A 26,016-nucleotide genomic window follows, 5' to 3' on the forward strand; every position below is an offset into this window, starting at 1 on the left:
TCAAGCAACTGGTGAGCTGACAATGGCTCAGTTGGCTCAGTTGCTTCAGTTGGCTCCATTGGCTCAGTTGGCTACTTATTGAGGGTGGGAGAGGCCCCAAAGCACCGTTTCGCTATTAGTGAAAGCCACTGAGAGCTACTCACTAATACTGACTCGTGGTAGCGGGTGGTGAAATGGGCCTCGAAAGGGGGATTTCGGAGGGGCTGGGAAAACTTTTTTTGAAAAAAGTTTGAGACGTGGGGGAGGAGGTTGAGCCAGGGCGTGACGCAGGAGTGTGGGGAGGGGCAGGTGGTGAATTTTAACCGCAGAGAACGCAGAGGACGCGGAGCTTACGAAAGGAGGTGGAGACTGGATGGAGAAGAGGGGGGATTCGGGTGGAGCGTTTGAAGTCGCATGGAGGCCACAGATTTAAGTGGAAATTGCCTAAAGATAACATGAAGTTGCGCACTTTTGCGTCATTAACCAGTTGACTGCCGGCATGAGGCTGATGGCAGGTTTACAAATCCTTCACAAGCCTGCCAATCTTCATCATTGGCTCCACTCAGAGCAGGCTCGGAGGGCCTTTTACGGTCAGAATTTGACGACTCAGGCTAGGTCGTGAGAATTACAGAAATGCCTGTTAGCAAATGATTTATCGCTTCTGCCGCCGTCCGGCGTCAGGTGGCCCAGTGGGAACTTGGTGCGGGCGGAGGGAATCGAACCCTCATCCCAAGTTTGGAAGACTCGTATACTAGCCGTTGTACTACGCCCGCATTGATTGGGGAAGGCTTGACCTTGTTCACTAATTAGGTCAAGTATAATTCCTGAAATTGCGCGTCTCTTTACTCTCACAGCTATCACGCGCCACAAACCAATTGATCCTGCATAACTATGGCGATGTTAAGTCAAAGCGCGGCGAGTCCTTCGTCTGGCGGAGCAAAAAAGAAAATGTCATTCGCCGAGTCGCAGCGGCTCGCTAAGCAAAAAGCTTACGAGAAACAGGCGCACCGCAAGAAGATCAAGCTCGATGAGCTTGCCGTGTTTACGCAGCAGATTTCCTCGATGCTTGAGGCCGGTCTGCCGTTGGTGAGTGCGTTGGAAGCTTTGCAGGATCAGACGGAAAACCCGGTTTTCAAGATCATCATTCGTGATGTCCGCAACGACATCGCGGGAGGCACGGCGTTTTCAGATGCGGTTCGAAAATTTCCCCGGGCGTTTCCAAATCTGTTCGTTTCCATGGTGGAAGCCGGTGAAGCCTCGGGTGCGCTGGCGGACATCATGGGCAAAGTCGCGCTCTACTTCGAAGACTCTCTGGCGCTAATCAAGAAGGTCAAGAGCGCCATGACCTACCCGATCGCGGTTATTGGTCTGGCGGTCATTCTGGTGAATGTGCTGCTGATTTTTGTGATTCCGGTGTTTGCGGAAATGTTCGCGGATTTTGGCGCCGAGTTGCCGAAGCCGACGCAAATGCTCATCGATATTTCGGATTTCCTCAAATACAACATCCACTGGATTATTTTGGGGACGGTGGCCTTTTTCTGGACTTTAAAGAAGGTGACTTCCACGCCGCGTGGGCGACGGGCCAAGCATGTGTTCTTCAGCAAGCTGCCCATCATTGGCAACCTCTCGCGGAAGGTGAACATTTCCCGTTTCTGCCGCACCTACGCGATTCTCCTACGTAGTGGCGTGCCGATCCTGCGCACGCTGGAGATTTGCTCGAGCGCATCGAACAACGTGTTTATTGAAGACGCCTGCGTCAATTTCAGCCGTCACATCAGCCAAGGGGGACAGCTTTCCGAAATCATCGCCGAAACGCCTTACTTCCCATCGATGGTCAAGCACATGGCCAAGGCCGGTGAGCAAACTGGTAACGTGGATGGGATGATGAACAAGATTGCCGACTTCTACGATGTGGAAGTGAATAACATCGTTGAGTCGTTGACTTCTCTGATGGAGCCGATCTTGATCTGTGTGCTGGGTGTGGTCATTGGCGGCATCGTTATGGCGATGTTCTTGCCGATCTTCCAACTCTCCAGCGTGGTCGGCGGCTAACCGGCTCGTATATTTTTGACCTCCCCATTCCCCAACCCATGCCAAGCTTACTGATAGTCGATGATCTGCCAGCAATCCATGAAATGCTGACCGGGCTCATGGGCGCTACAGGCTACCTGTGCGCGGGAGCCTCATCGGGGGATGAAGCCCTGATGCGTTATCGGCAAAGCCGCTTTGACGTGGTGCTGATCGACTACGCAATGGAGCCGATGGACGGCCTGGAGTTGTCGCGCAGACTGGTCGAAAGTGATCCCAGCGTTATTGTGATCCTCATGTCGGGTTTTGCCAGTGAGGAATTGGCGGAGGACGCGAAGGAGGCCGGGGTCTTTTTAGTCATCGAAAAACCGATCCAGGTGGACTCATTGATGGTCGCAGTGGAGCGAGCCTATGAGGAATCCAAGGTGCGTCGCCCGCAATTGCGCGAGTCGGAAATCGAGAACCTGCCTACTTTGGCTGAGCATTTGCAACTGGCGGAGGAAAACTACGTTGGCTTTGTGATGGACCTTTGTGACGGCGATAAAGCCAAAGCTGCGGAAATTCTCGGCGTTGAGCTGTCCTAGTTTTTCCCGCCTTTTTCGGCTTGGCTTTCCAGTGCGCGGATTGAGTCCATGCCGGGGATGTTGAGGGGGCGGTTGTCGTCGCCCGCGAGGTAGATGGTTTGCGATGGGAAGGCGAAGTCGATGCCGGCCTCACCGAAGGCCTTGAAGATTTTCAGATTCAGCCACTGGCTGTGTTCGAGGAAATCCCAGTATTTGGGAGGCTGAAACCAGTAGATGCAAATGATGTTCAGCGAGTCAGCGTTGAACTCATTGAAGTAGACGCGCGGCAGCAGCTCACCTTGGTTGATGGGTTCGTTCATCTTCGTGGCTTCATCGCCTTCCTTGAACGCCATGGACTCGCGCAGGATGTTGACCGCTTCCTCGATCTTGTCCGGCGGCGTGTCGTAGGTGATGGTCACATTCATGATGCGCCGGATAAAGGGGCGCTTGCCGATGTTGTGGATCGTCTTCTTGTAGAGTTGCCCATTGGGGATGGTGACCAGGTGGCCGTCGAGGCGCTCCATGCGCGTGCACGTAAGGCCCATTTCGCTGATGACGCCGTCGTGCCCGTCGATGTTGCAGCGGTCGCCGATCTCAAATGGCTTGTTCATGAAGAGAAAGACGGAGCCAAACAGGTTGCCGATGCTCTCCTGAGCGGCGAGGCCGAAGGCCAACGAAGCGATCCCAAGACCGGCGAGTATGGTCGTGATGTCCTTTCCGCTAACGATCTGGAAAATCTGCAGCACGATGACGCCGATGATGACCACGCGCAAGGTCTTGCCGATGAGTGGCACGAGCATGGCGTCCATGCGGGTGTCGTCTTTTTCGGCGTGGTTGCGCATGAGATATTCTGGCACGGCAACCAGGTGGAGCACCAACATCCCAAAGGACAGGATGATGAGGATCGCCGCAGCCAGATCTGCTATGCCTTCGAGCCGACCGGGGAACTCGATCATGCCGACGCCAAAGCGCAGGCCAATCGACATGCCAATGGCCCCAAGAGAAGAGCCAACAGAGCTATAGAAGACCTTCATCGCGCTCGGCTCTTCGCCAGAGGTGCGCTTGCTGGTTTGCACGAGCAAGAATTCACCGATTTTGGCCGCCACGTAACCAAGGATCACACAGAGCAGTGCGGCGCCGTAGCGCCAGAGCGGGTTGCCGAGAAAATCAAGTGTCAGTAGGTCGATGCTCATGTGGGTCCAATTGAAGTCAGATGCGCGTTGAATGCAAATTACATTCCAATAAGTCGCAGGCGGAGTTTATTGCGCCATTTGCGCTTGGCGGATGGGCACAATACATTACGCTGTCCCTTACCATGACTGCTTTGCCGACTGTACCGCCGAGTGCGCCGTTGGAGGTTGCCGAGCTGCCCGGTGAATTTGGACCGGTCAGCTTGTCGGAGTTGGTGGTGCAGCGCATCTGGCTGCGGCAGGACTTTCAACGTGGCGAGTTGAAAACGCAGTCAGGCCGCAAGCTGGTCGTCCGCAAGGCCGGGCAATGGAATTTGCAGGAGGGCCCGGATTTTCGCGATGCGGTGCTGGAGATTGACGGCGAACGAGTCGATGGGGATGTGGAGATACATTTTTACCCCGGAGACTGGTTTGGGCATGGCCATGAGGCGGATGACGAATATGGCAGCGTCGTTCTGCATGTGGTGGTGTTTGACGACGGTTCCCGGCCCGCTTTCACCTCGCTGGGCGCTCAGCCGGAGGCGCTTTTTCTGTTACCGTTGCTGGACCGCGATCTGGAATCTTATGCGATGGAGGATGCGCTCCTGGCGCTGGAGCGGCGTGATCATGTTGACCTGTTGACCTATTACCTGAGTTTGTCGCCGACAGCGCGTGTGTCCGATCTGCGGGATTTGGCCTTTGAGCGTTGGCGTCAAAAGCGGCGTTACGCCCAAATGAGGCTGGAGCGACTGGGCTGGCGTTTGGCTTTGCATCAGGCGATGCTCGAAGTGATGGGCTTTCGTCGCAATCGCGCCCCAATGATCGCCTTGGCCGAGCGTTTCCCGCCGGAGGTGATGGCGGCCATGCCCTTGGACGAACTGATGGATTTTGCTGATGGGCGCTGGAAGCTGGCGAGCTTGCGGCCGGCGAATCATCCACGACGCCGGTTGGAGCAATATCAGGCGCTACTCGTCGGTCAGCCCGACTGGCCTGATCAGTTGCTGAGGTGGTCAGCACTCGACGTGAATGCCGATCCTGATGAACTGACGGGCCCTGCGCGCCGTGCAGCGGGCTTTACCCAACTGCGGGAAGAGTTGGCGCAGGCTATCTTAGCGGGCGCGCTGACTGGTCCGCGTTTGGACACTCTGGTCGTCGATGCAATCCTGCCTCTGGTGTCCGTCCAGACAGGGCGGGACTTGTTCGGGCTCTGGCATCACTGGATGGCGGGTGATTATCCTGCGGCCTTGGCTCAGTTTTTACGTGAGGCGGGGGGCTGCGGCCCCCGTCAGCCGCGTTGTAATGGTCTCTTGCAGGGCGCCTTGCAGCGATTTTTTACGCACGGCTTGTAAGAATCTTATACGAATATTTAATTCCGAAACTTGTGACTACGCGCTTCCTGACTAAGTTTTTCTTTAACTAAAGGCTACCCATGAAGAAATTTCTCAAAGTAATCCTGATCCTCGGCGTGCTGCTGTTGTTGTTGGTGATCATCGCCGCCGTCGTCGTTACGCGCCCCGGCTTTCAGAAGTCTATCTTCCTGAGCACGATGGAGGGCAAGGTGGACAGTGTGCAGGTCGAAACGCTATCGGCGGGCACGTCCAAGGTTGATATTCAAGACCTCGCCATCGAGCAAAACGGCGCCCTGATTCAATTGGGCAGCCTGCAACTGACCTACTCCTTATGGGACTACATTTTCGGGGAGGAAGTGCGGGTCGACTCGCTGCTGGTCCAAGATTTGTTGGTTGACACCACTAAAATGAAACCGGCTAGTGACAACTCGTCCGATGATGATGCTAATCCGGTTGAAGGAGGGGCGCCAAAGTTTAAGGGAATATTTGAGAATGCGGAAATTCCCCTCAAGCTTTACGTTGGCAAGGTTGACGTAAACGGTAAAGTCCTGATGCCTCAGCGATCATTGACCTTTGCAGTGAGTGGCGGGGATATCGCACCCGGAAAGGAAGGCGCGCTTACATTGAAAGGCGATCTGCAAGATAAGACGCCTGGCGCTGCTGCAAGTCAACTTTCGGTGACAGGCGGCTTGAAGTTGAATCAAACGGGAGCACAGCGGTTGGATCGAGTATCCTTCGTTGGTGACATATCCGCCAGCGGCGGCACATTAAGCGCGCCAGCTAAGCTGTCTGTGGATATTTCCGCCGAGCAGTTGAGCGATCAAGAAGTTTACGCCGCGTCGTTTGCTCGCGAGGGGAAGGAGATTGCCAAGTTGTCTTCGACCTTCAAGCCCGCAACGGAATCTCTCGTGGGGGGCGTGAAGGCGAATGTTGATCGTGCCGCGCTGGAGCCGTTCCTCATGGGCGCCGACTTGCCCGACTTTACGCTGACAATGGATGAGCAATTCACGCTCGATGGCAAAGCTGAGCAATTCGATGTCGGCGGCACATTGCAATTGGACTTACGTAATCTCGCGCAGTGGAAGCCTGAGCTGGCCAGCGTTGGCGGCGGCTCGCTCAAAGCGAACTTGAAATCCACGATGCAGTCGGGCCAAGTATTGCTCGAAACGTTGGACGCCAATTTTGTCACGGACAGTGGCCGTAATTTGCTGGCCTTGGAGCTCAAGCGGAAGTTCACCGTGGAGATCGTCGATGGCAAGCCGCAGTTAGATGGGCAGCCCGGAGAGCTACTGACCATCGACTTGACTAACCTGCCGGTCGCTTGGCTGAGCCCATTTATTAAGGGCGTGTCTCTTGATGGTGACGAAATCACCGCTGGTTTATCGATTACGGCGACCAGCGACTCTGTTTACGCGGTCAAAACGACGACCCCCTGGCGCATTGGCGGGCTTTCGGTGACTAAGGATGATGAGCCGATGTTGAAGTCTGTCGACATCGCCCTGACGCCTAATGTCGATATGGATGGCCAGAAGTTGAACGTCGACATTGCGAACGTTTCACTGGCCAGCGGTGGCAAACAATTGCTGAACGGCGAAGCCAAGATTCTGGTTAGCGACCTGAAAAACGCCGATGAAACGACGAGTGGAACCGCAGCATTGAGCGGTAACTTGGCGAAACTGCTGGAGCAGCCGGTTCTCGCAAATTATGCGGGGCTTGCGGGCGGGCAATATCAACTGAACGCCAAAGTGGCTCCGCAAGGGGGGGCATTGGATGTCGATCTGGATTTGGCGCTCAGCAGCCTGACGCTGAAGCAAAGCTATGATGTGATCGACAGCGTCAGCATTGCCGTTGCTGGCCCAATTGAAGGCGCGGAGAAGGTTGATTTAAAAGGAACGGCGAGCATCGCCAGCAAGTCGCTTAAGAGTGACGCGGCGTTGACGGCTAAGGTCGATCGTAGTGGCGGCGTTAACCAGTTTGATGTCGATTTGACGGGTAATGCGTTGAGCATTGACCAACTCAAGCAATTGCAGAGCGCGTTTAAGAATCCCGCCCTTGCTTCTGATGAAGCGACCCCGAAGTCGCAGGATGAGCCTCAGGCTGTTCCTGCTGGCGGTCCGGATAAGGTGGCGGCTTGGAACGGTAATGATGGCACGTTCGACCTGAATTTCGGCCAGGTGACCATGGGGCAGACCACCCTGAAAAATTTGGAGGGCAAGCTGCTGATCAACAACGAAACTCTCCGGATTACCCCGCTCAACGCCACGATCAACGGCGCGCCCGTCAGCGCCAAAGCGATCATTGATTTTACCGTTGGCAAACCGAAACCCTATGCGCTTGACGCCAATATCGACCTCGAAGGGCTCGAAGTTGGCTCGCTGACTTCGAAAGACGGCAATCCGAACAATGCAGGGGTTACCGGGCCATATTCCTTTAAGGGAGAGGCGAAAGGAACGGCGCCGACGCTTGGGCAATTGTCTGACCTGGTGTTGTTCAACCTGGACCTGAAAGGCGGCCCCGGCGTTGTGCGAACAGAGGGTAGCGCGGTGGGCACTGCGGTGTCGGGCATTGGCGCGGGCCTTGGCCTCGTTAGCGATATCACCAGTTCACTGGGAGTCAGCGGCGTGAAAAACAACCCTGCCGTGCAGCAGGTGAACGCCATGCTCAACGCGATCAGCAAGGAGATTAAGTATGACCAGATTTCCCTTGTGGCCAATCGAAAGGAGAATCTGAACGTCAACCTTGACGAATTTGTGCTGCTCAGCTCGGCGAACAACATGAAGTTTAAGGGAACTGGTAAGATTACTTATCAGGAGAATGTGCCTGTCACGGAGCAGCCGATGAAGATTCAGGCTCAACTCTGGTCGAAGGGGAATCAATTGCAGCTGATCAACAGCCTGAAGCTGGCGGGCTCCACCACCGATAGCGATGGCTACGTTGCGGGGCCAAAATTTGAGATCACTGGTTCGCTGACGAAGCCGGACTATTACAGCAGCTTGGCGAGCACGGTGTTGGGCAACTTGCCGAACCTGGTGACTGGGCTGGTTGGCGGCGCTGCGGAATCGGCCACGAATACGCTTGGCGTGACTGATGATCAGTCCCAAACTAAGGATCAAACTAAAGATCAGCAAAAGCAAGACGCCGCGCGCGCCGTTGGTGGGCTTTTGCAGGGTCTACTGAACAGTCAGCAGAAAAAAGAGCAGGAAAAGAAGCAGTAGCGAATGCCCCAAAGTCCGGTTATACAAATAGACGAGAAACTCACTCAAGGCCCCAAGCACGATTTGGCGTCTGCGCCATTTCACGTAATGACAAAGCCCATCGGGCCGCTTTGTAACCTGGACTGCGAATACTGCTTCTACCTCGAAAAAGAAAATCTCTTTGCCTCGAATGAGCGCTTCAAGATGTCCGATGAGACGCTTGAGGCCTATGTAAGGAATTATATCGAGTCACAGCCAGAGCACACGGTGACCTTTGCCTGGCAGGGGGGGGAGCCCACGCTCATGGGCGTGAAATTTTTCCAGAAGGTAGTCCAGTTTCAAAAGAAATACGCAAACGGGCGGACCATTGAGAATGCGCTGCAAACAAATGGGACGTTGCTGGATGAGGACTGGGCGCGCTTTCTAGCGGATGAAAACTTTCTCGTGGGCATCAGCATCGATGGCCCTGAAGACCTCCACAATCACTACCGCGTCGACAAGAAGAAGGGGCCGTCTTACGCCAAGGTGATCCGGGGCATTGAGCTGGCGAAAAAGTTTAAGGTCGAGTTCAATACGCTGACCTGCGTTCACGCGGGTAATGTCGACAAGCCGCTCGAAGTTTATAAGTTTCTGAAGAACATTGGCAGCGGCTACCTGCAGTTCATTCCCATTGTCGAACGCTTGCCCGACAAGGACTCGCGCGATATCGGCCTGCAACTCGCGCACCCGCCGGATTTCCGTAACCCGCCGATCGAAAAGCGTCCGCCGGTCATGGCGCACTGGGCGGTGGACCCACACAAATACGGCGACTTCCTTTGCAAGATATTTGATCGCTGGGTGACGCGTGATGTGGGTAAGACATACGTCCAAATCATCGACATGGCGCTGGGCAAGTGGCTCAACATTCCTGGTGGCCTGTGCGTCTTTAGCGAGACCTGCGGCAAGGCAATGGCCATTGAGCACAATGGCGACGTCTATGCGTGCGATCACTATGTCTACCCACGTTACAAGGTCGGCAATGTGCTTAACCAGTCTTTGGGCGCCATCGTCGACAGTGACGCCATGAAGCAGTTTGGGCAGGACAAGAAAGCTGGTTTGCCGCAGCAATGTGTGAAATGCGATGTGCGCTTCGCTTGCCATGGCGAATGCCCGAAGCATCGCTTTACTTGGACCAAAGATGGCGAGTTTGGCCTGAATTATCTTTGCCCGAGCTACCTCAAATTCTTCCGGCACATTGACCCGGCCATGCAGGTTATGGCGCAGCTTTATCGTGCTCGTCGCGCCCCAGCCGAGATCATGCCGATGCTCAAGAAGGACCCTTCGTTGCTCAAGCGCAATACGCGTCGATAAGGCGTCATCAAGTGAGTTTGGCCAGATCCCTCAAGCGTTGCTTCGCTTGATGGTTGCATAGACTGCCAGCAGTTTCTGCGTCACTACCTCAGGGGAAAACTGCTCGCTGAAATGGCGCTTGGCCTGCTCGATGATTCGTGTCCGAAGTTCGCTTTCGGTTAAGAGCTTTTGCATCGCGTCGGCCAGTGCTTTGGGATCACCTGGTGACGTTAGCAGCCCCGTTTGTCCGTCGATGATCATATCGGGAATCCCGCCGCAGCGAGTTGCAATCACAGGCAAACCGGCGGCCATCGCTTCCGCAAAAACCAAACCTTGCGCCTCCACCCAGCCGTCTGCTCGCGGCTTCGAAGGGCCAACGAAGAGATCAACGGCAGCGAGGTAATTCGCCAAGGCATCCTTGTCTTGCCAACCGATAAATTCGATGCGCTTGGCTAACGAACCGTTCTGCGCCTGCTTCTCAAATCGGTCACGATCTGCTCCTTGGCCAGCGATGATGAGATGCGCCTCAGGCATAGCTAACTGCGAAAACGCCTGGATCAAATCGCCGACTCCCTTTTCCTCAATCAGGCGGCCTGCGAAAAAAACTAACTTAGCATTAGGTGGATACTGCGCTCGAATTTTTGCGACTTCGCTTGCCTCTGGCTTGCTGATATTGGGGCTGGCAGGCACGCGATGCACACGCTCTGCGTTGGCGCCCAGGCGCAGCAACGCCTTTTCTGTTTCGGAACTATTGGCCGTCAGGGCGGCAACTTCGCTGGCGACTTTGCGCTTAAGGTGTCCGTAAAGCCCACCTTCTTTCAGTCCAAACACATCATTGCCATGGCTGGTTGCGACTACCGGTAATCGGCCATTGTAAAGCGCTGTGAACCCTTGAGGGAGTAGGGAATGTGCATGGATTAAGTCAAACTGCTTTGCATTGCAAAGTTTGCGCGTAGCCATGATTTGCGCCACCAACATAAATGGAAGCTGCCACTTGCGCTGTGGGTGTTTGCGCAGTTGGACCAACATGCCGCCTTCATAAAACAAGCCCTGTAGCTTGGGCGGCCAAAGGTATCCAAAGCGCACGATGTTAATTGACCCTCGCTTCTCGTGCCTCAGTGCGCCATCGGCGTGTGGTGCGAGGACAGTTACTTGCCAGCCTGCCGCTGCAATTGATTCAGCCTGTCGCAATACGAATGGGGGAGTGTTGTCGTTTGCCCAGCGTGGAAACACCGAGGTAGTCATGAGCACACTGCCCTGGGACTTTGGGGGTGATTCGCTTCTTGGAGTGGCCATATACTTTGTATCGCAAAGTTTTAGTGTTCGGCGACTTCGCCCTGCAACTGCTTAATGACCATGATTGGCAGGCCCATCCGTTCAATGGTGATGATTTCTTCGCCGTCGACAATCAAGTGACCCGCGAATTGCGTGTTGCCGAGAAAATAATGCGCACTGTCTGGTGTTTGCACCACCTTCCAACCTGCGGGCAATTGATATTCCGCGATCTCCAATGGCCCAGTGACCATCACCGCGACCTCATCGCCAGACAGTCCTTGCTCTTCCCGCCATGCTTGTAACTGTCTGAAGCCTTCGGGCATCGACGTAAACCAGTATTCTGTTTCGTATTGGCCGAGGGCCATGGACGGTCCGCCACTTAACGCATTAAAGTATACGTATTGGTAAGGGTGTAATCGGATCAGTGATGCGATGTTGCTGAGTATGCAGAAGACGACCACGGCAGTCACAATCAAGGGCGCTAATCTACCTTTGCTCGAGGCAAGTTTAAACAACCGTGCAAGGCCATATGCCATCAGCACGGCGCCAGTTGGTATGATAAACAAGACATGCCTGACGCCATTGTGGATGGCGGGTTGAGAGGCTATCAGATAGAGCAACGGAAATCCGAAACCTACAAGGACGACACCAAAGGGAACAACTTCCGACGCCCACCAGAGGCGGCGACGCCACATCGATATCAGTTGTGCGAACGCCAGTGCGATTCCCGTCACTAAAAGCGCAAGCTGCCAAAGCGGAGTAACCATCAGCAGCATCCATGGCGCATAATACCAGGGCGTCGAACCGGCGTCGTAAACCTCGCCTCGGAATAAAACTGGGATGCTGTCTGAAAATGTATGCAGTGCGCCGACGACGCGGGCGGAATCCGCAAATGGATTGTGGTGGCTGGCAGGGAAAAAGCACAGTAGAACGCCGTAGGCGCAGAGTGATGCAATTAGTAGGCCGCCGATGCCATCAATCCATTCGCGCGGAGGAGGAAGCCGCCAGCTGTGTTGATCGTTGGGCATACTTTGCGATGCAAAGCGATATACGGTAATGCCGAGAAGATACGCCAGGATGATCATGCCAGGTAAGCGTGTTGACATAGCAACCCCGGCTAATAGCCCTGCGACGACCCATCGGCTGTAGCGCTTTTCGGTTATTGTGCGGGCAGTATATAGCACGCCCCAGAGCCCCCATGTGTAGGTCGCTGCAAAAGGAATGTCTTTGGGGTTGAATACGCAGTGCCCGTAAAATCTGGGTAGCATCATCAAGAGCAGCACTGCCCAAAACGCGAGCCTCCAGCCGCCAAGCTCGCGAGCAACCATTGCCGCCGCGATAGCGGCTAGCAGGCTGAAAAATATTATGTAGAGATGCCCTGCCAAGAGGCGATCACCGCCAGTGTATTTTGCATAAATGGCAAGGGGCAGGTCAAATAAGCCGGGATATAAGTCACCTCTTAGGTCGTTGCCCCATTCGCTCATTCCATGTTCAGCCACACGTTCGAAATAATCTAGCTTAAGATCACCGGAGTTCCAGCGAGTGATTTCATCCCAGCTCATCCCATAGTCATTCATCGTCAGAAGCAGAATCAGCGTCATCGCCAGCCACAGTGTGTAGGTGGCCCACTTCCAGACATCTTGCTGTTGGTCTTGGCTCATTGGGTTGGGGTCATGCATCAGGGAGAAAACTCTTTGACTTGGACAAGTTCGGCTCCTTCGCGAGATACAGACAAAAGCAACTTTCCGTCTCGCATGTCATGGTAGCCATTGCGTGAGCTTGCAATGTAGAAGTCTGGGCTTTCATGACTGCGCACCAATACGATGTGGTCGCCGAGGAATGGCTCCACTAAGTTTGGCGGTGGAATGACTGCTTTTCCAAAGCGTAAAACCAACTCGTCCAAGGGCGGCTCCATGGTGAGGCGCCAAGGGGTATCGCGAGGCGGGAGTTCTGATGATAAGATTTCCGACGCCTCACGAAATGCAGTGCCCCAATAATCCGTTTCGAAATGATTGGCGGCGCCAGCGACACCGCCGGAGATACGATTATAATAGATATATTCGTAAGGGTGTAGCCGAAGCATGTCATAGGCCGTCCAGACCAACAGGATCGAGGTTAGCAGCGCCCATGTTGCCGGGATGAACTTGTGCAGCTTACTTTGCGCTGCAGAGTATGCCCGAGTTACTAATGTCGCCAGTAGCGCCGCCGCCGGAGGAACGATAAACAGCATGTGCCGAGCGCCATCATAAACGATGGACTTGCGCGCTAGAATATACGCCAAAGGAAAAGCGATTGCAAAACCAACCAGTAACAAATCGGCATGCTCACGCCAAAGGGACGGCCAATGCTTTGCATGGCAAAGCAAGTAAATGACGATACCGATAATCAGCAGCCACCAGTAGTCTGGCGCGGTGCGGGCCAGCATCTCCGGCAGGTAGCTGCGGGGCAATTCACTGGCCTGATAGTACTGCCCGCCGAACAGGACCTCCCCCTGCCAGCCAAAGCTGGAAACTTCACCAACAGCGTTAGCGGTAACCGCAAATGGATTCCGGTGGGCGGAAGGCCAGAATAGGATGAGCAAAGTGAAGGCGACAAAACTTGCGCCGACGCCCCAACGCAGGCTGAGCCACAATCGCTTTTTACAATAGAGCGATCCAATTTTGAGCCAGTCATAGGCAAGTTGCAGCGCAATGAATAATCCCGCATAGCAAAGCAGCAGTAGGCCGCCAATTCTCACCGACATGCAAGCGCCTGCCAGTAGCCCAAACGCCAACGCTGACCGCCAATCACGTCGGTTGCTTTGTATGGTCCACGTCAACGCCCACAGGCCCCAGACATAAGTTGCGGAAAACGGGATGTCCTTGGGGTTGAAGAAAGCATGGCCCCAGTAGCGGGGGTAAAGCGTGAGTATCAGGCCGGCGAGTAACGCTGCGCTGCTGCCGCCTAACCTGTGGGCCAGCGCCATGGCGCCGCCAATGCCAAGTAAACCGAATAGCGCCACCCAAAGATGACCGACAAGGTAATCCTCTCCCAGGTTCAGTCGCCTGAGCAGCGCCAGTGGTAGATCGACCAAACCGGGATAGTGGTCCACTTTATTTCGGTAGTTCGCCGCGGACTGAAAGTCTCCGGAAGACAGAGATTCATAATATCTCAGCTTGGCGTCGCCACCGCTCCATCGAAAAACTTCATCCCAGCTTATGCCATAATCTGAGACAGTGATCGCCATGACTGTCGCCACTACAAGCAGAAATCCCAGGCAAGCAATGTTCGCTGATTTTCGTGGATTCACGGCTAGGCGGTTACATTACGAAGCCATGCTTCATTATGGGAGTAGATCGCTGAGGCGGACTTGCTGGATTTTTTGAAATTCCAGTATGTCGTCTCGATTCAGATCTTTCATTTCAAATTCCTGAGCTTCCTGTTGGAGAGTTTCCGGCAATTCAACGTCTATATCCAACACGCGAACAATCCGCACCAACACGACACCGTTGAATATTTTTTCGTCGACCACTTCGGTCTTAAATTCGTCGCTGATGCGGGAATCGTCGCCTCCTCGCAAGACGCCCTGCCAGATGTCTTTGTTGTAATTTTCAACGACAAGTATGTTGTCAAAAGTTCGATTTTTCAGGTGAAACTTCAGTAGCTCTTTCTTATTTAAAGCTCTCTCGCGTGCAATTGCCGACACTTCATGGGTGATCCAAAAACCAGGGCTGTCGATGACTAGGTTATACTCGTCCGCATGGTCCTTGATAAAGTCTTTCTTCCACTGGATGACTTGCCCAGGAATGTACTCCTTGGTGTAGATGTCCTTCGCGTTGCGGGGAACGACTTTGACCAATAAAACCAAGAGCGCTAAAGCGATGGCCAGGCGCATGGCAACTTCGCTTTTGAAGAGACTGCCTATGGCGGATACGCCTGGGAAAATCATTAATATCACAATGGGCAGAGCAAGTCGGCGGGTGACGACGTCATCAAAATCCCAGAAGTAAAAGAGTAGCAAAAGCATAAGCGCGCCAACTCCGATGCATCCCGAAAGCAAGGTGACTCTTGCCGCGCTCAGCGGGCCCGGATTCTTTACATCTCTTAAGGTGATAAATAATAGCAGAATGACGCCGATTGCGCCAAATATTGCTAGAAATGGCGAGGTTGGTTGTTGATGGCTGGTGTCAAGAAACATCGCAAGCGCTTGAATGGCATTGCGAGGTAGATACTCCAAGCCAAATGCGACTTGGGCGTCTTTGCTAACGAGTTGCCAGGACGCTTCAGGCGTTATATCAAATACGCGATGTAGTAGGGGGACGGGTAGTAGTAGGATAGGCGTAGCAAACAAGCCGGCGGAAAAAATTATCTTCTTTTCCCGGAGGTAGCCTAGAGCGATCACGAATGCGACCGGAAGAATGAAAAGCACTGACTCGTAGCGCACGTTTGCCAAGAGGACTGTGGAAAGGCAGAGCAAGCTCAGCGTATTTGGTTCTGGGCGTCGCAGGTAGAGATACGACGACAGCATTGTTAGCAGTATCAGAAATAGATTTAGCCCCTCGAAACCTCCCCCATGGCAGCAGAGGTTAAACATAGGGAAAGAGGCCAGAAGAATCATCGACAGCAGGCCACCCAGGCGGTTGGTAAAGATCAGCCCCAACGTATAGACCAGACTGAGCGTGATGGGGATCAACGCCAGATTGAAGTAGATGCCATTTTCCGGTCGATATCCCGTAGCATCATGAATCAGGGATACGAGAAAGGGAAAAAGAAGCGGGCGCTTGTCGACGAAACCGTAGTCCAAAGGTAAGAATACGCCGTTTATCTCGTATCCACGCAGCGGACTCATGGCTACGTTGTCGTAGTGCAATCTCATGGAAGTGCCCAGTAGGTTTATCTCGTCCATGAGCACTTTGAACCCAAGCTCCTGGCTGAACCATAAATAGAGCGTGAGTGTGGTCAGCGTGAAGAAAAACTGCCAACGGAAATTGGCCTTAAGCCATGAGCATAGTTCTGTCCGATTACTGCGGACTGCCATGAAGCTTGCGGCGCAAAATGCCAGTACTGACGCCAGCATGAAATAGTAGCCGTAATGCTTCATCAGGACGACTGAATTAACAGCGGAGAAATGGAAAAATCCAAAGTAAAGCGCCGCAAATCCCAGAGCGGCAAACGCTCCAAGCCGCCAGAGCTGTCCCTTTGAGTTTATTGTCGTCTTCAGCAAACTCGCTAATGCAGAAATCATAGAAAGCCAAGAGCTTGGAGAAGAATGTATGCTATGTCAGCAAACAAAACGAGCCACCCAATTGGGTGGCTCGTCGCAAAGTAAAATCTTACCGAATTAGTAAGTGAAGACGACGACCTGTTCGCCAGTGGTTTCGGTGGAGATGGTGCCACCTTCTTCAACAACGGTGATGGTGGTGTAGTTTTCACCAGCAACTTGCTGAATTGGGTTGTAGTAACCAGCGTTCAGCAAATCAGTGTAGGTTGCTTCTTCGGTGCCAATTTCGAGGATGTACTGCTGACCAGCAGAAGCGATTTGGCGAAGGTTGTTGGTGATGGCCTTTTCGCGGGACTGTTCGCGAACCTTTTGGAAGGCAGGGATCGCCATAGCAGCCAAGAGGCCGATGATGACAACCACGATCATAATTTCAACGAGTGTGAAGCCCTTTTTGGAATTCTTGTTCATGATATTCAGGTGTTCGATTATTATTATATTAAAGTCGCCGACTGACAGTGAGTGGCAACAGTGGCTATAAAAATAGATTCATTCCCCCAGATCAAGTCTAAAAACTGGCCCTGTTTAAAGGAGTGTAAATTTACAAATCCATAACAAAACCATTAAAGCGCTGGTTGCTAGCGGTTTATGGGCTTTGAGTGAACGTATGCTCGTTGGTTCTGTTGGGGAGTCAGGTTGAGAAAGGCCAAAAGCTGGCGCACACCTGCCTCAAATATCTGATTCTGGAAACACATATCACTTTGCTTGGCCCTATCTCACCCTTGAGGGAGATGCGCTATCGTAGCGATTATAAAGCCAGTTGCTTATGGGTAAGCTGAGCTAGGCGACCGTAAACGCCATTCTTGGTTGATTCCTCGCTGCATCTTGCTTCATTCACTTTATGGCAAAACTTGGCGTATTGTTGCTCAATTTGGGCTCTCCAGCTTCGACCTCCGTCTCTGATGTTCGTGAATACCTGAAGGAGTTCCTGCTCGATGAGCGGGTGATCGATGCGTCGCCGTTGGTCCGCAACATTGTAGTGCGGGGCTTTATTCTGCCATTTCGTCCGAAGAAATCTGCAGAGGCTTACTCGACTGTCTGGCTCGACGAGGGATCGCCGTTAATTGTGAGCAGCGAAAAACAACGTGAGTTGGTCGCCGCAGAGTATGATTTCCCCATTGCTTTGGCGATGCGCTATGGCGAACCCTCGATCAGCAGCGTTGTTCGCGAGCTCATTGACCAGGGCGTTGAGCGGTTGTTTGTTTGTCCGCTTTATCCCCACTATGCGATGAGCAGTTATGAGACGGTGGTCGTGCGGGTCATGGAAGAAATCAACGTGCAAAAGCCGTCCATGGAAGTGAGCTTGCTTCAGCCATTCTATCGGGACGAGGACTACATTGAGGCGATGGTGACCAACGCGAAGCCTTACCTTGATCAGGGGTATGACCACGTCCTGTTTTCGTATCACGGTATCCCGGAGCGACACCTGCGTAAGAGCGATCCCTCTCATGCTCACTGCCTAACGCGTCCCGATTGTTGCGAAACCTGCCACCCGGCGCATCACACTTGCTACCGGCATCAATGCTTCACGACGACGCATGCGGTGGCGGCAAAGGCGGGCATTCCCAAGGAAAAATACAGTATATCGTTTCAATCGCGTTTGGGCCGCGATCCATGGCTCAAGCCCTACACGGATCATGTTTTGGAAGAGTTGCCGGGTAGGGGAGTTAAGAATCTGCTGGTCCTGTGCCCGGCTTTTATCACGGATTGTCTGGAAACACTCGAAGAAATCTCGGTTGAGGGCAAAGAGGACTTCCTCAAGGCAGGTGGAGAGAAATTTCAGCAAATCCCCTGCCTCAACGAGCACCCGGCATTTATTCAATTCCTCAAAGGCCGGATCGATCAGTTTGTTGCGGAATGCGAATGAAAAATGCCGTGCACGTTTCTTTGATTTGAAAATACTCACTGGTTTCGAAATCTGTATTCCGTAATTCCATGAATTTCTGGCATGATCGCGCGCTGACTGGCACAGGCTGTATTTTCTACGGCTTGGCGTTTTTGTTTGCGCTGGCGCCCATGATCCGGCGTCGGGAGTACCCTCATGTCATTTTCATGGCGTTGCTGATCGGCGGGTTTATTTTCCAAAGCTTTGGTTTGTATGTCCGTGGGCTGGAGATACACGCGATCCCGCTGAGTAATACCTTTGAGGTTTTTCAAGTATTGGCGTGGAGCGCGGTCGGGTTGAATTTCATCCTGCGTCAGCTTTTCCAATTGCGTCTGCTTAACTTCTTTTCGTCGGCCTTTGGCTTTGGGTTGTCGTTGGTCGCGTTGTCCATTCCCAGTTGGGATGATGCGGCGCCTCCGCTGGAGCTTTCCGGCAGTCCATGGGTTGGGTTTCATGCTGCGCTAGCAATTTTCAGCTATGGCGTGTTCGCAGTTCTGGCGCTGACCTCGCTCATGTATTTAATGCAAGACCGGGCGCTGAAGCGGATGAAGACTGGCGGTCTCTTCGGTATGCTGCCCGCCATTCGGCAACTGGAGGTCATTAACTATAAACTGATCTCGTTGGGCGTCTCGATATTAAGCGTCGCAGTGGTGATCGGCTTTCTGAACTGGCTGCAGGCTCCGCATGCGGTGGGGCTGGTCAAGCTGACCATCGCGATGGCGGTGTGGCTGGCCTATTTATTCGTCATGGTGCAACGCAGGCGCAACCAACTGGTGGCGCGCGCCTTCGCCAAAGCTTGCCTCGGTTTATTCATCGTGGCCTTGGTGTCGCTCTGGCCGCTGACTCAGCGGAGCCCGGCCCATCCACAGGCTGATGGCGTGGAGTTTCTCGACAATGCCTACTAACCACGGCAAGGCGCTTTTTGTGCTCGGGAGCTCGCACCGGACTGCTTCGATCGAAATTCGGGAGCGTTTGGCCTTGGACACCGTGCGCGCCGATCAGTTGGCCAGGTTGCTACGGGGGCAACAATCCGTTGAAGAATGCCTGATTCTCAATACCTGCAATCGCGTCGAAATTTACGGTGTGGCGGATGGTCCAGATCTCAAGCCCGCGCTGCTCGCCGAGCTCTCCGCCCTCCATGGCGTGCCGGTTTCCGAGCTCGATAACCATAGCTTTTGGCTGACGGGTGAGGATGCCGTGCGCCATGCGTTCGAAGTTGCTTCAGGTCTGGATTCGCAGATGGTGGGCGAAAACGAGATACTTGGCCAGCTCAAGGCGGCCTATGCGCAGGCTTCGGATCTGCATTACACCGGACGGGTCCTCAATCGCGTCTTTCAGAAAAGCTTTCAGGCGGCCAAATGGGTTCGCACGAACACCGGCGTATCCAAAGGGCAGGTGAGCATTGGCAACATTGCCACCGAATTGGCGATTCGGGTCTGTGGCGACTTGACGGATGTTAATGTCGTCTTGATGGGCTCTGGCGAAGTGGGCGAGAAGACTACCCAGGCGTTGGTCAGCCGGGGGGCGGGGCGCATCGTTGTCGCGGGGCGCAACCTTGATCGCGCACGTGCATTGGCTGATCAATTTACTGGCGCTGCTGCTTCATTGGACCGACTGCCAGAACTGTTGAAAACGGCCGATATTGTCATTGGCGCCACATCGGCGCCGGAGCCGCTCATTACGCGTGAGCTGCTTAAGCCCATCATGAAACAGCGTCCGGTCCAACCGCTCATTGCCATCGACACCGCCTTGCCTCGGGATATCGAGCAGGCTGTCGATGAGGTGAACAACGTCTACCTGTACAACCTCGACCACTTGGCGCAGATCGCTAATGAAAACCTGCGCGCGCGTGAAGCCGAGGTCGCGGCTGCTCGCCAGTCGATCCTGGAGCGCGCCAAGCGGCTCTGGGAAAGCCTTGGCTAATATTATCTCTAGCCGGTCGAATGCAATGACGCAGCATTCACCAACGCCTGGAAAATGCGACGGTAGCGACTCTGGTAAATCAGGAATTCTGGATGGAACTGCACCCCAAGGTAAAAGGGTCGCGATTCATCTTCGATTGCTTGAATGACGCCGTTTGGCTCACGCGCAACGGCCGTCAGATTTTCGCCCAGATTCGAAATCGCCTGCTTGTGAATGGAGTTAACCATGAGCTCGTCGGCCTGCATCAAATCATGAAACCGACTACCCGGAATCAATTTAATTGGCTTGCGAAAGAAAGTCGCTGCCCAAACGCCAGTAGGATATTCCGCATTCTCATAGGCCGTACTCACCTCCATGTGCAGATTGCCGCCGTGGACTACGTTCATCATCTGGGCGCCTCGGCAGATCGCCAGCACGGGTAGTTGCTTCTCTCGCGCAAGCTTCAGCCAGTACACTTCCAATTCGTCGCGCAAACGGTCGTATTTTCGACCTTCCATGGCTTGGGCTTGATAGAGTTCGGGAAAAATATCCACGCCGCCGCCCACCAACAGACCATCCACATGCATTTCGCGGTATGGCTTTTTAGCACTGAGAGTGATCGGGCGCCCGCCTCCCAGGCGCACTGCAAGCGCCAGGCAAAACATCGCCAGTGGATCAGCATTTGTGGGGCTGGTAATGCCTATCAGCGGTCGCATAATCTAGGCGCTAGCTCTTGAACTCGGGTGGCAACTCACCATGGCGAACCAGCGAACTAATTACAAACAGCACCCCAAGCGCTGCCTGAGGATCATCTTCCAACAGCAAATCGCTTTGGGCGTCTTCGCTTTGTTGTTTCAACCTGCGCCACTTTTCTTTCATGGGCTCGGTGTTGATTTCGGTCGTCATTAGCTCGGCAAACGAACGCCAGGCAGACTCCCAACGTTTGCCTTCGAGCTCCTGCTTAAACTCATCCCAATGCCGACTGAGTTGCTCGAAGCTTTCATTGGACTCGATGCAATCCTGCAACGCCGAAAGCCAGCGCAGACCCGGAGTATTTGTCGTTACATCCTCTTTCGCTTCCATCGGCTCCACCGGTTGCCCTAAAACGGTTTGATATAGCAGCCAGGGAAAATCCACCCCCGACTCTACCGAGTGCACCAGACCTGCCCAAAAACGCGGATTGACCTCGATCAACACCGGCTCGCCTTCACCATCCCAACGATAATCGACCTGGGCGACCCCATGCCAGTTTACAGCGGCTAAAAGCTTCGCCGCACTGGGCTGAAAAACGGCGTCATCGATCGTTTTTCGGACGACTCCCTGCCCCTTTTCGATCGGGAACTGCTGCAGGTTTTGATAGGCCATATGCGCCACGAGTTCCCCCTGATTACACAGGGCCGCAAAGCAGTAATCCTCGCCAGGAGCTGTCGCTTGCACAATTGGCATTTCACCGCCAGACTCAACAACCTCTCGACAGTAGGCCAAGGCTTCGGCTCGTGTATCGCAGATGCGTATCCCACGACCACCGTGACTGTCCGGCGGCTTCACTACGGCAGGCTCGGGGAAGTCATCGCGCCGTTCCAGTTCCTCGACTGTTTGGGCCACTAACGTTTGCGGAATCGGTAATCCATTTGCCTCAGCAGTTTTGGCAAACGCCGCCTTGGATAAAACCGCGTCAATGGATTCGATGTCTGGCGCCGCCACCGTAATGTGCTGCTCCAGGCGCTCGCGATGACGCGCAATAATCGTTGCGTCACGAAAAGAAGGAATCAGCACATACGGCACACCGCTCGGCGGACGGTGTCGTTCGATGTTGGCGATCAAATCTTCCAGATAACCATCGACATCAGACTCAGACGAGCGATGGACAAAAGTGTCCTGGACATATTTCGAAAACTGTAAAACGGTCAGCTCGACGTCATCACAACCAATGACTTCCACCCCGCGCTTGCCGAGTGAGTGCGCAATCGCCAGCGCAATGATGCTGCGCCCATAGGTGAGAATGATGCGTCCCTTAGGTGTAACTTCCTGCATGGCGCAAAGTTAATCAACATCACGACATGCTCAAGTGGGAGCAGAAGTTTCCCACCCCGGAAAATCTACAAAGCGGCCAACGAACGCCCGCTTATTCGCCTACGACCTTCAGGTTACCCCGATTGAGCTCGGCGCGGAGTTGCTCCAACTCGGCACGCTCGACTTCGAGACGGTGCGCTTCCTCCACCAGTCGGTCTTCGGCTTCATTGACGAACCGCTCGCGCTCCCGAATGCTCTCCTTTGCAGCCACATGCAGGCCGATTTCCTGTACGAGTGAACTAATCTGACGAACCGCCTCCAACGTTTCACGCTGCGAAATTTCCAGTTCATCCAGGCGAGCCAAGAGCTTTGGCGTAAGTGGGCTTGGCGCAACTAAGCTCTCCTCGGACGCCGAAGACTCCTCTTGGACAGCGACAGGCTTGGCCAGCTTGAAAGGCGAACGCGAGTTCTGCGGCGGGCGCATTGTTGGGCGGCGCACTTCCGACGTACAAACCAACGCCATCCATTGAGGATCATCGCTTGATGTTTCGTCCGCATGCAGCACTTGATAATCCGCACTTGGCTTGCGCTGGATGGTGCGTTCAACCGAGTTGAGAATCATCGGCTGCTTGAAGGTCACCCCATCGCAATTCAGCCACCATGAGTCGCGCAATTGCTGGGACGTCATCTGAAATCGAATACCGCCTATGGTTACTTTCTTATTCATTACTTAATTGGATAATGAGGTGTTTCGCCCAAATCTAACGGCATAAGTGCTGCATCAGATAAGTAAAAAATTCATTAAATACAGAGCTTCATGTCAAAGCATAAGTTATACCACCCATAAAACCATTACACGACAGACCTGCTCGAATAGTTCGATAAGGCCCTATCACCTACCGTAAACGATTGTTTAATAAATGGTTAATGAACCGTATGGACAATGAGCCTTATCCATTATTTCTGAAGGACCGATCCAAGTGTATCTGAAAAAAATGCTCAGGATGAGCATTTTTAGCTCTAAAAGTCCTTGGAAGGGAAGGTGTGCTTGGGACTTTGAAGGCTCTAAGCACCCTCGATCAGGAGCAAACGCTGGAGACGCAGGAGCTTCAATACGCTCATGACTTCCCGACCGGCATTGCGCAGGGCGACTTTTTCCTGATTGTATTTATTAATGCCGAGCAGCACGCCTACGCCAGCACTATCGATGAGCTCGACTTGGCGCAAGTCCACTACGACGGCGCCCCCTGGCGTTCCTATGGCTTCTTGCATGGCTTGCTTGATGGCCACCGCGTTCGCAGCTTCCAGGGTTCTTGCCTCAATGGTCAGGATCAACGTCCCGTTCGTGTTTTCCGCGGTTATCATTGGTCGTGCAGCTAGTATCGTATGGGGGCAGTGGGGAAGGTTCTAGTCGAGCCCAAGGTCTTCGCGCTTTTGTTCAAGCTCGGCGTTTCGCTCTTCAAAGGCGAGCGTTTGGGTGATCAGCGCTTCTTCCGACTGGTGAATGAAGTTTGCTCGCTCGTCGAGCATCTGGCGCAGTTCCTCAAAGCTGTCCAACTCGCGGAGCATGTCGATCATGGCGTCGAGCGTATGCTGGAGGAGTTCGACTTTTGCCTCCATGTGCGCGAGTCGTTCGTCGGTGTCGTTCGCTGGTTCGTTCATTGCTTGATCCTGTTCCTTTTTACGCTTGGGCTGAATCTCCAGCCATGTCGCTTCTTCAAAGTCCGCCTGGGAAACATGCATGACGTGCATGGCGGAGCGTGAGAGTTCCTTGCAGATGCGCTCTACCTCGCGGCAGGGAACCGGATTATCCATTAGCTTGCCATCTACGGCCAACCACCATTCGTCGGCCTGGCCATCTTTTAAGAACTCATGCAACGCTGTGGTATCCATGCTTGAACGAGTATAAACTTAGAACCGCGTTGGCAATCACAGATGCAAGCAAGTACTTCATTCTGCTTCAATTTGGCTGGTCGGGGACAAGGAGCTACACCGCTAAAAAAGGTTGCAGGAGGCATATCAAGCATGTGATACATAACGCGTCATGAAGATTGCCCCCATACTCGTCAGCTTGTCTACGCTGTTTTCCCTTGGCCTGAACGCCTCCGTCACTGACGCCATTACGTCCAATGGCATTACCTGGAAATTCCACCAACCCGCCGAAACAGGAACCTTTATTACCGGAGATCCTTGGGTCGTCGGTCCGGTCGAGGTTATCAGCATTACCAATTCCAAGAATTCGCCCGACTTCACGCCTCGGAAAGGTCAAAACGGCTCAATGGTCAACCCGCTCACACAGGGCGATCGTCAAAAGCAGGGCTATGACGATGGACTTGGCAGCTACGATGAGTCGCTGAACGCTGGTCTACCCAATGGTAAACCAGTCGCGGTGAACAATCCACTGTCGCTGCCCGCCAACACCACGCTGATCTCCATGACCAGTTGGCTTTACAATAGCCCCACTGATGCTGAGCCGGGAACGCCCCGCTTTAATGGCGGCACCAAAGCGCCACGCCCGACCACCCGTAGCGCCGGTATTCTGACTGTGCTTGAGCAGGCGCCGCCCGCCAATGCGTTTCGCCCACCATATGCTGGCGGCGACAAGTCGATACAGTTCACCCTGGCGGATGTCCATTGGGACCGTTTGAAGAACCTCCCGGCTCCTGCCAACACGCCGAGCATCTCCAAGCTGATCGACAGCGTTCAGCGGCCTTGGGTTGACCACGTCTTCGAATACCTGGGCGGTATGGTCCACCCTTCAGAGCACATGCCGAATTATGGACGCGATATGGGCAACATCATTGCCGATGCTTCCCTGGCCGTAAATACCTCGATCCCGGAGGCGCAGAAGCGCGAACTCGCCATGTATTTAATCCAATACGGCATCGACGCAACTGGCATTGCGGACAGCGGCGGTGGTTGGCGCGCCAATGGCGGGCATGGTTTGGGCCGCAAGTGGCCCATCCTGTTTGCTGGCATTATGTTGGACAACGAGCATATGGAAAATGTTGGTCAGTGGGATCGCACCTTCGGTCAGGGCGTCGAATTTCAGGAAGATCAAAATTACTTCTATGTCTCTCAGGAGGACATCGACCGCAGCAACAGCGGCGCTTGGGCCCCGGATCACCGCAATGTCAAGGCGGGCCAGGCTACGCCGTACGCTCAAGCGGACCTCGGTTTGCCAGAGTGGGGCATCCGTCACGCCTACAAACCAGAGTCGGACAATAAACACATGGCCGCCAAATACCGCGACATCAACGGCGGCGTTGCGCCTGGTTATGCGCTGGCGGCGCTCATCATGGGCGGACGTGAGGCGTGGAACCACGAGCCATTCTTTGACTACTGCGACCGCTACGTTAACCATCCAGAGCGCCCGACCCACGGCACAAATGGGCTCAACGCCTACGTCTCGACAATGTGGGAGGAATATCGGTCCGAATGCGGTCCCATCTGGACTGCCGATCAAATGCCCGGCAAGCACATGTAGACCAAGCTTTTGCTAGAGGCGTTGGCGCACGGCTTCGAATAAGCAAACGCCGGTGGCAACGGAGACATTCAGGCAATCGACCGAGCCCAGCATCGGAATTTTGACCAAGTGGTCACACAGGCGGGCAGTTTTGCTGCGGATGCCCGCGCCTTCCGAGCCCATGACCAGGCAAAGTGGGCCGCTGAGATCGACTTCGTAAATCAGTTGGCTTTCCTCGTCGCCGGTGCCGACGATCCAGATGCCGAGCTCCTTGAAGCGCTCAATCGTGCGTCCGAGATTGACGACTTGTACGTAAGGGATTTCGTCTGCTGCGCCCACGGATACGCGACGCACGGTGTCCGTCAATCCGACGGTGCGATGTTGGGGGGCGATGACAGCGTGGGCGCCAGCGGCTTCGGCTGAGCGCAGGCATGCCCCGAGGTTATGTGGGTCCTGCACTTGGTCCAGGGCCAGGATAAACGGGTCTTCATCGAGCGCCTCCAATCGCTCAATCAGCTCATCCTCATCGATACGATCCAATACCTGTCGTTCGGAAACGTGGGCGTTGGCGCGTGCTTTGACTTGTTTGGCTCGGCGTCGTGGCATG

At 54.1% G+C, this 26,016-nt stretch carries 21 protein-coding genes and 1 tRNA gene; 9 read left to right on the plus strand and 13 right to left on the minus strand.

Annotation, left to right across the window (positions count from 1 at the left end; all coding sequences use genetic code 11):
- Positions 1-677: 677 nt before the first annotated feature.
- Positions 678-752: transfer RNA gene (locus tag RBB63_RS20015), tRNA-Gly, on the minus strand.
- A 175-nt stretch (positions 753-927) separates the two neighbouring features.
- Between RBB63_RS20015 and RBB63_RS20020 the strand changes: the two genes are divergently transcribed.
- Together RBB63_RS20020 and RBB63_RS20025 are read left to right on the plus strand one after the other, a co-directional pair.
- A complete protein-coding gene (locus RBB63_RS20020; RefSeq protein ID WP_309386937.1) occupies positions 928-2,031 on the plus strand; it encodes a type II secretion system F family protein in 1,104 nt (367 codons plus the stop codon).
- A 38-nt stretch (positions 2,032-2,069) separates the two neighbouring features.
- Complete coding sequence (locus RBB63_RS20025; protein WP_309386939.1) at positions 2,070-2,591, plus strand: response regulator; 522 nt, start codon at positions 2,070-2,072, stop codon at positions 2,589-2,591.
- Here RBB63_RS20025 and RBB63_RS20030 read toward each other — a convergent pair.
- Positions 2,588-3,763 carry a mechanosensitive ion channel family protein gene (locus tag RBB63_RS20030; RefSeq protein WP_309386940.1) on the minus strand — a complete coding sequence of 392 codons (1,176 nt, stop codon included), beginning with the start codon at positions 3,761-3,763 and terminating at the stop codon, positions 2,588-2,590. The genes RBB63_RS20025 and RBB63_RS20030 overlap by 4 nt on opposite strands.
- A 131-nt stretch (positions 3,764-3,894) precedes the next feature.
- Here RBB63_RS20030 and RBB63_RS20035 point away from each other — a divergent pair, with 131 nt between their 5' ends.
- The 3 genes from RBB63_RS20035 to RBB63_RS20045 all read left to right on the plus strand — a co-directional run bounded on the left by RBB63_RS20035 (position 3,895) and on the right by RBB63_RS20045 (position 9,632).
- On the plus strand, positions 3,895-5,088 hold the full coding sequence (locus tag RBB63_RS20035) for a DUF2851 family protein (protein ID WP_309386941.1): 1,194 nt from the start codon (positions 3,895-3,897) through the stop codon (positions 5,086-5,088).
- A gap of 80 nt (positions 5,089-5,168) precedes the next feature.
- Entirely contained in the window at positions 5,169-8,303 is a 3,135-nt protein-coding gene (locus tag RBB63_RS20040; RefSeq protein ID WP_309386942.1) for an AsmA family protein, read from the plus strand.
- Positions 8,304-8,306: 3 nt separating this feature from the next.
- Positions 8,307-9,632 (plus strand): anaerobic sulfatase maturase, encoded by a 1,326-nt coding sequence (locus RBB63_RS20045; protein WP_425503922.1) that lies wholly within the window; start codon positions 8,307-8,309, stop codon positions 9,630-9,632.
- 30 nt (positions 9,633-9,662) lie between these two features.
- Here the strand turns inward: RBB63_RS20045 and RBB63_RS20050 are convergent, their stop codons facing one another.
- The 5 genes from RBB63_RS20050 to RBB63_RS20070 form a co-directional block, all read right to left on the minus strand.
- A complete protein-coding gene (locus tag RBB63_RS20050; RefSeq protein ID WP_309386944.1) occupies positions 9,663-10,907 on the minus strand; it encodes a glycosyltransferase in 1,245 nt (414 codons plus the stop codon).
- Between the two features lie 20 nt (positions 10,908-10,927).
- A complete protein-coding gene (locus tag RBB63_RS20055; RefSeq protein ID WP_309386946.1) occupies positions 10,928-12,547 on the minus strand; it encodes an ArnT family glycosyltransferase in 1,620 nt (539 codons plus the stop codon).
- Between the two features lie 17 nt (positions 12,548-12,564).
- The gene (locus RBB63_RS20060; RefSeq protein WP_309386948.1) at positions 12,565-14,175 is read right to left on the minus strand and encodes a glycosyltransferase family 39 protein; all 1,611 of its coding nucleotides are present in this window, start codon (positions 14,173-14,175) and stop codon (positions 12,565-12,567) included.
- 33 nt (positions 14,176-14,208) lie between these two features.
- On the minus strand, positions 14,209-16,110 hold the full coding sequence (locus tag RBB63_RS20065; protein ID WP_309386950.1) for a glycosyltransferase family 39 protein: 1,902 nt from the start codon (positions 16,108-16,110) through the stop codon (positions 14,209-14,211).
- Between the two features lie 96 nt (positions 16,111-16,206).
- Positions 16,207-16,554 (minus strand): type II secretion system protein, encoded by a 348-nt coding sequence (locus RBB63_RS20070; RefSeq protein WP_309386951.1) that lies wholly within the window; start codon positions 16,552-16,554, stop codon positions 16,207-16,209.
- Positions 16,555-16,984: 430 nt separating this feature from the next.
- Here RBB63_RS20070 and hemH point away from each other — a divergent pair, with 430 nt between their 5' ends.
- From hemH to hemA, 3 genes are all read left to right on the plus strand, one after another.
- Positions 16,985-18,010, plus strand: a complete 1,026-nt coding sequence (hemH, locus tag RBB63_RS20075; RefSeq protein WP_309386953.1) for a ferrochelatase — start codon at positions 16,985-16,987, stop codon at positions 18,008-18,010.
- A gap of 68 nt (positions 18,011-18,078) precedes the next feature.
- The gene (locus tag RBB63_RS20080; RefSeq protein ID WP_309386955.1) at positions 18,079-18,933 is read left to right on the plus strand and encodes a cytochrome C assembly family protein; all 855 of its coding nucleotides are present in this window, start codon (positions 18,079-18,081) and stop codon (positions 18,931-18,933) included.
- On the plus strand, positions 18,923-19,951 hold the full coding sequence (hemA, locus tag RBB63_RS20085; RefSeq protein ID WP_309386956.1) for a glutamyl-tRNA reductase: 1,029 nt from the start codon (positions 18,923-18,925) through the stop codon (positions 19,949-19,951). Before RBB63_RS20080 ends, hemA begins: the two co-directional genes overlap by 11 nt.
- 8 nt (positions 19,952-19,959) lie before the next feature.
- Here the strand turns inward: hemA and RBB63_RS20090 are convergent, their stop codons facing one another.
- The 5 genes from RBB63_RS20090 to RBB63_RS20110 all read right to left on the minus strand — a co-directional run bounded on the left by RBB63_RS20090 (position 19,960) and on the right by RBB63_RS20110 (position 23,836).
- On the minus strand, positions 19,960-20,646 hold the full coding sequence (locus RBB63_RS20090; RefSeq protein ID WP_309386957.1) for a gamma-glutamyl-gamma-aminobutyrate hydrolase family protein: 687 nt from the start codon (positions 20,644-20,646) through the stop codon (positions 19,960-19,962).
- Positions 20,647-20,656: 10 nt separating this feature from the next.
- On the minus strand, positions 20,657-21,964 hold the full coding sequence (locus RBB63_RS20095; RefSeq protein ID WP_309386959.1) for a carboxylate--amine ligase: 1,308 nt from the start codon (positions 21,962-21,964) through the stop codon (positions 20,657-20,659).
- 91 nt (positions 21,965-22,055) lie between these two features.
- The gene (locus RBB63_RS20100) at positions 22,056-22,670 is read right to left on the minus strand and encodes a hypothetical protein (RefSeq protein ID WP_309386960.1); all 615 of its coding nucleotides are present in this window, start codon (positions 22,668-22,670) and stop codon (positions 22,056-22,058) included.
- A gap of 338 nt (positions 22,671-23,008) precedes the next feature.
- Positions 23,009-23,308 carry an STAS domain-containing protein gene (locus RBB63_RS20105; protein ID WP_309386962.1) on the minus strand — a complete coding sequence of 100 codons (300 nt, stop codon included), beginning with the start codon at positions 23,306-23,308 and terminating at the stop codon, positions 23,009-23,011.
- Between the two features lie 42 nt (positions 23,309-23,350).
- Positions 23,351-23,836, minus strand: a complete 486-nt coding sequence (locus tag RBB63_RS20110; RefSeq protein WP_309386964.1) for a hypothetical protein — start codon at positions 23,834-23,836, stop codon at positions 23,351-23,353.
- Between the two features lie 151 nt (positions 23,837-23,987).
- On the opposite strand from RBB63_RS20110, the gene RBB63_RS20115 reads away from it, so the two are divergent.
- Entirely contained in the window at positions 23,988-25,430 is a 1,443-nt protein-coding gene (locus tag RBB63_RS20115) for a hypothetical protein (protein WP_309386966.1), read from the plus strand.
- Positions 25,431-25,442: 12 nt separating this feature from the next.
- Here RBB63_RS20115 and rlmB read toward each other — a convergent pair whose 3' ends face one another.
- Complete coding sequence (gene rlmB / locus RBB63_RS20120) at positions 25,443-26,015, minus strand: 23S rRNA (guanosine(2251)-2'-O)-methyltransferase RlmB (RefSeq protein WP_309386967.1); 573 nt, start codon at positions 26,013-26,015, stop codon at positions 25,443-25,445.
- Position 26,016: the final 1 nt, after the last annotated feature.

Source organism: Cerasicoccus frondis (assembly GCA_031296915.1).
Taxonomy (GTDB): Bacteria; Verrucomicrobiota; Verrucomicrobiia; order Opitutales; family Cerasicoccaceae; genus Cerasicoccus; species Cerasicoccus frondis.

Excerpts from the sequence above, each read along its gene's own strand:
- RBB63_RS20020 (WP_309386937.1), top strand. The coding sequence starts at position 928 with ATGTCATTCGCCGAGTCGCAGCGGCTCGCTAAGCAAAAAGCTTACGAG.
- RBB63_RS20025 (WP_309386939.1), top strand. The coding sequence starts at position 2,070 with ATGCCAAGCTTACTGATAGTCGATGATCTGCCAGCAATCCATGAAATG.
- RBB63_RS20030 (WP_309386940.1), bottom strand. The coding sequence starts at position 3,763 with ATGAGCATCGACCTACTGACACTTGATTTTCTCGGCAACCCGCTCTGG.
- RBB63_RS20040 (WP_309386942.1), top strand. The coding sequence starts at position 5,169 with ATGAAGAAATTTCTCAAAGTAATCCTGATCCTCGGCGTGCTGCTGTTG.
- RBB63_RS20045 (WP_425503922.1), top strand. The coding sequence starts at position 8,307 with ATGCCCCAAAGTCCGGTTATACAAATAGACGAGAAACTCACTCAAGGC.
- RBB63_RS20050 (WP_309386944.1), bottom strand. The coding sequence starts at position 10,907 with ATGGCCACTCCAAGAAGCGAATCACCCCCAAAGTCCCAGGGCAGTGTG.
- RBB63_RS20055 (WP_309386946.1), bottom strand. The coding sequence starts at position 12,547 with ATGAGCCAAGACCAACAGCAAGATGTCTGGAAGTGGGCCACCTACACA.
- RBB63_RS20065 (WP_309386950.1), bottom strand. The coding sequence starts at position 16,110 with ATGATTTCTGCATTAGCGAGTTTGCTGAAGACGACAATAAACTCAAAG.
- RBB63_RS20070 (WP_309386951.1), bottom strand. The coding sequence starts at position 16,554 with ATGAACAAGAATTCCAAAAAGGGCTTCACACTCGTTGAAATTATGATC.
- hemH (WP_309386953.1), top strand. The coding sequence starts at position 16,985 with ATGGCAAAACTTGGCGTATTGTTGCTCAATTTGGGCTCTCCAGCTTCG.
- RBB63_RS20080 (WP_309386955.1), top strand. The coding sequence starts at position 18,079 with ATGAATTTCTGGCATGATCGCGCGCTGACTGGCACAGGCTGTATTTTC.
- hemA (WP_309386956.1), top strand. The coding sequence starts at position 18,923 with ATGCCTACTAACCACGGCAAGGCGCTTTTTGTGCTCGGGAGCTCGCAC.
- RBB63_RS20090 (WP_309386957.1), bottom strand. The coding sequence starts at position 20,646 with ATGCGACCGCTGATAGGCATTACCAGCCCCACAAATGCTGATCCACTG.
- RBB63_RS20095 (WP_309386959.1), bottom strand. The coding sequence starts at position 21,964 with ATGCAGGAAGTTACACCTAAGGGACGCATCATTCTCACCTATGGGCGC.
- RBB63_RS20100 (WP_309386960.1), bottom strand. The coding sequence starts at position 22,670 with ATGAATAAGAAAGTAACCATAGGCGGTATTCGATTTCAGATGACGTCC.
- RBB63_RS20105 (WP_309386962.1), bottom strand. The coding sequence starts at position 23,308 with ATGATAACCGCGGAAAACACGAACGGGACGTTGATCCTGACCATTGAG.
- RBB63_RS20110 (WP_309386964.1), bottom strand. The coding sequence starts at position 23,836 with ATGGATACCACAGCGTTGCATGAGTTCTTAAAAGATGGCCAGGCCGAC.
- RBB63_RS20115 (WP_309386966.1), top strand. The coding sequence starts at position 23,988 with ATGAAGATTGCCCCCATACTCGTCAGCTTGTCTACGCTGTTTTCCCTT.
- rlmB (WP_309386967.1), bottom strand. The coding sequence starts at position 26,015 with ATGCCACGACGCCGAGCCAAACAAGTCAAAGCACGCGCCAACGCCCAC.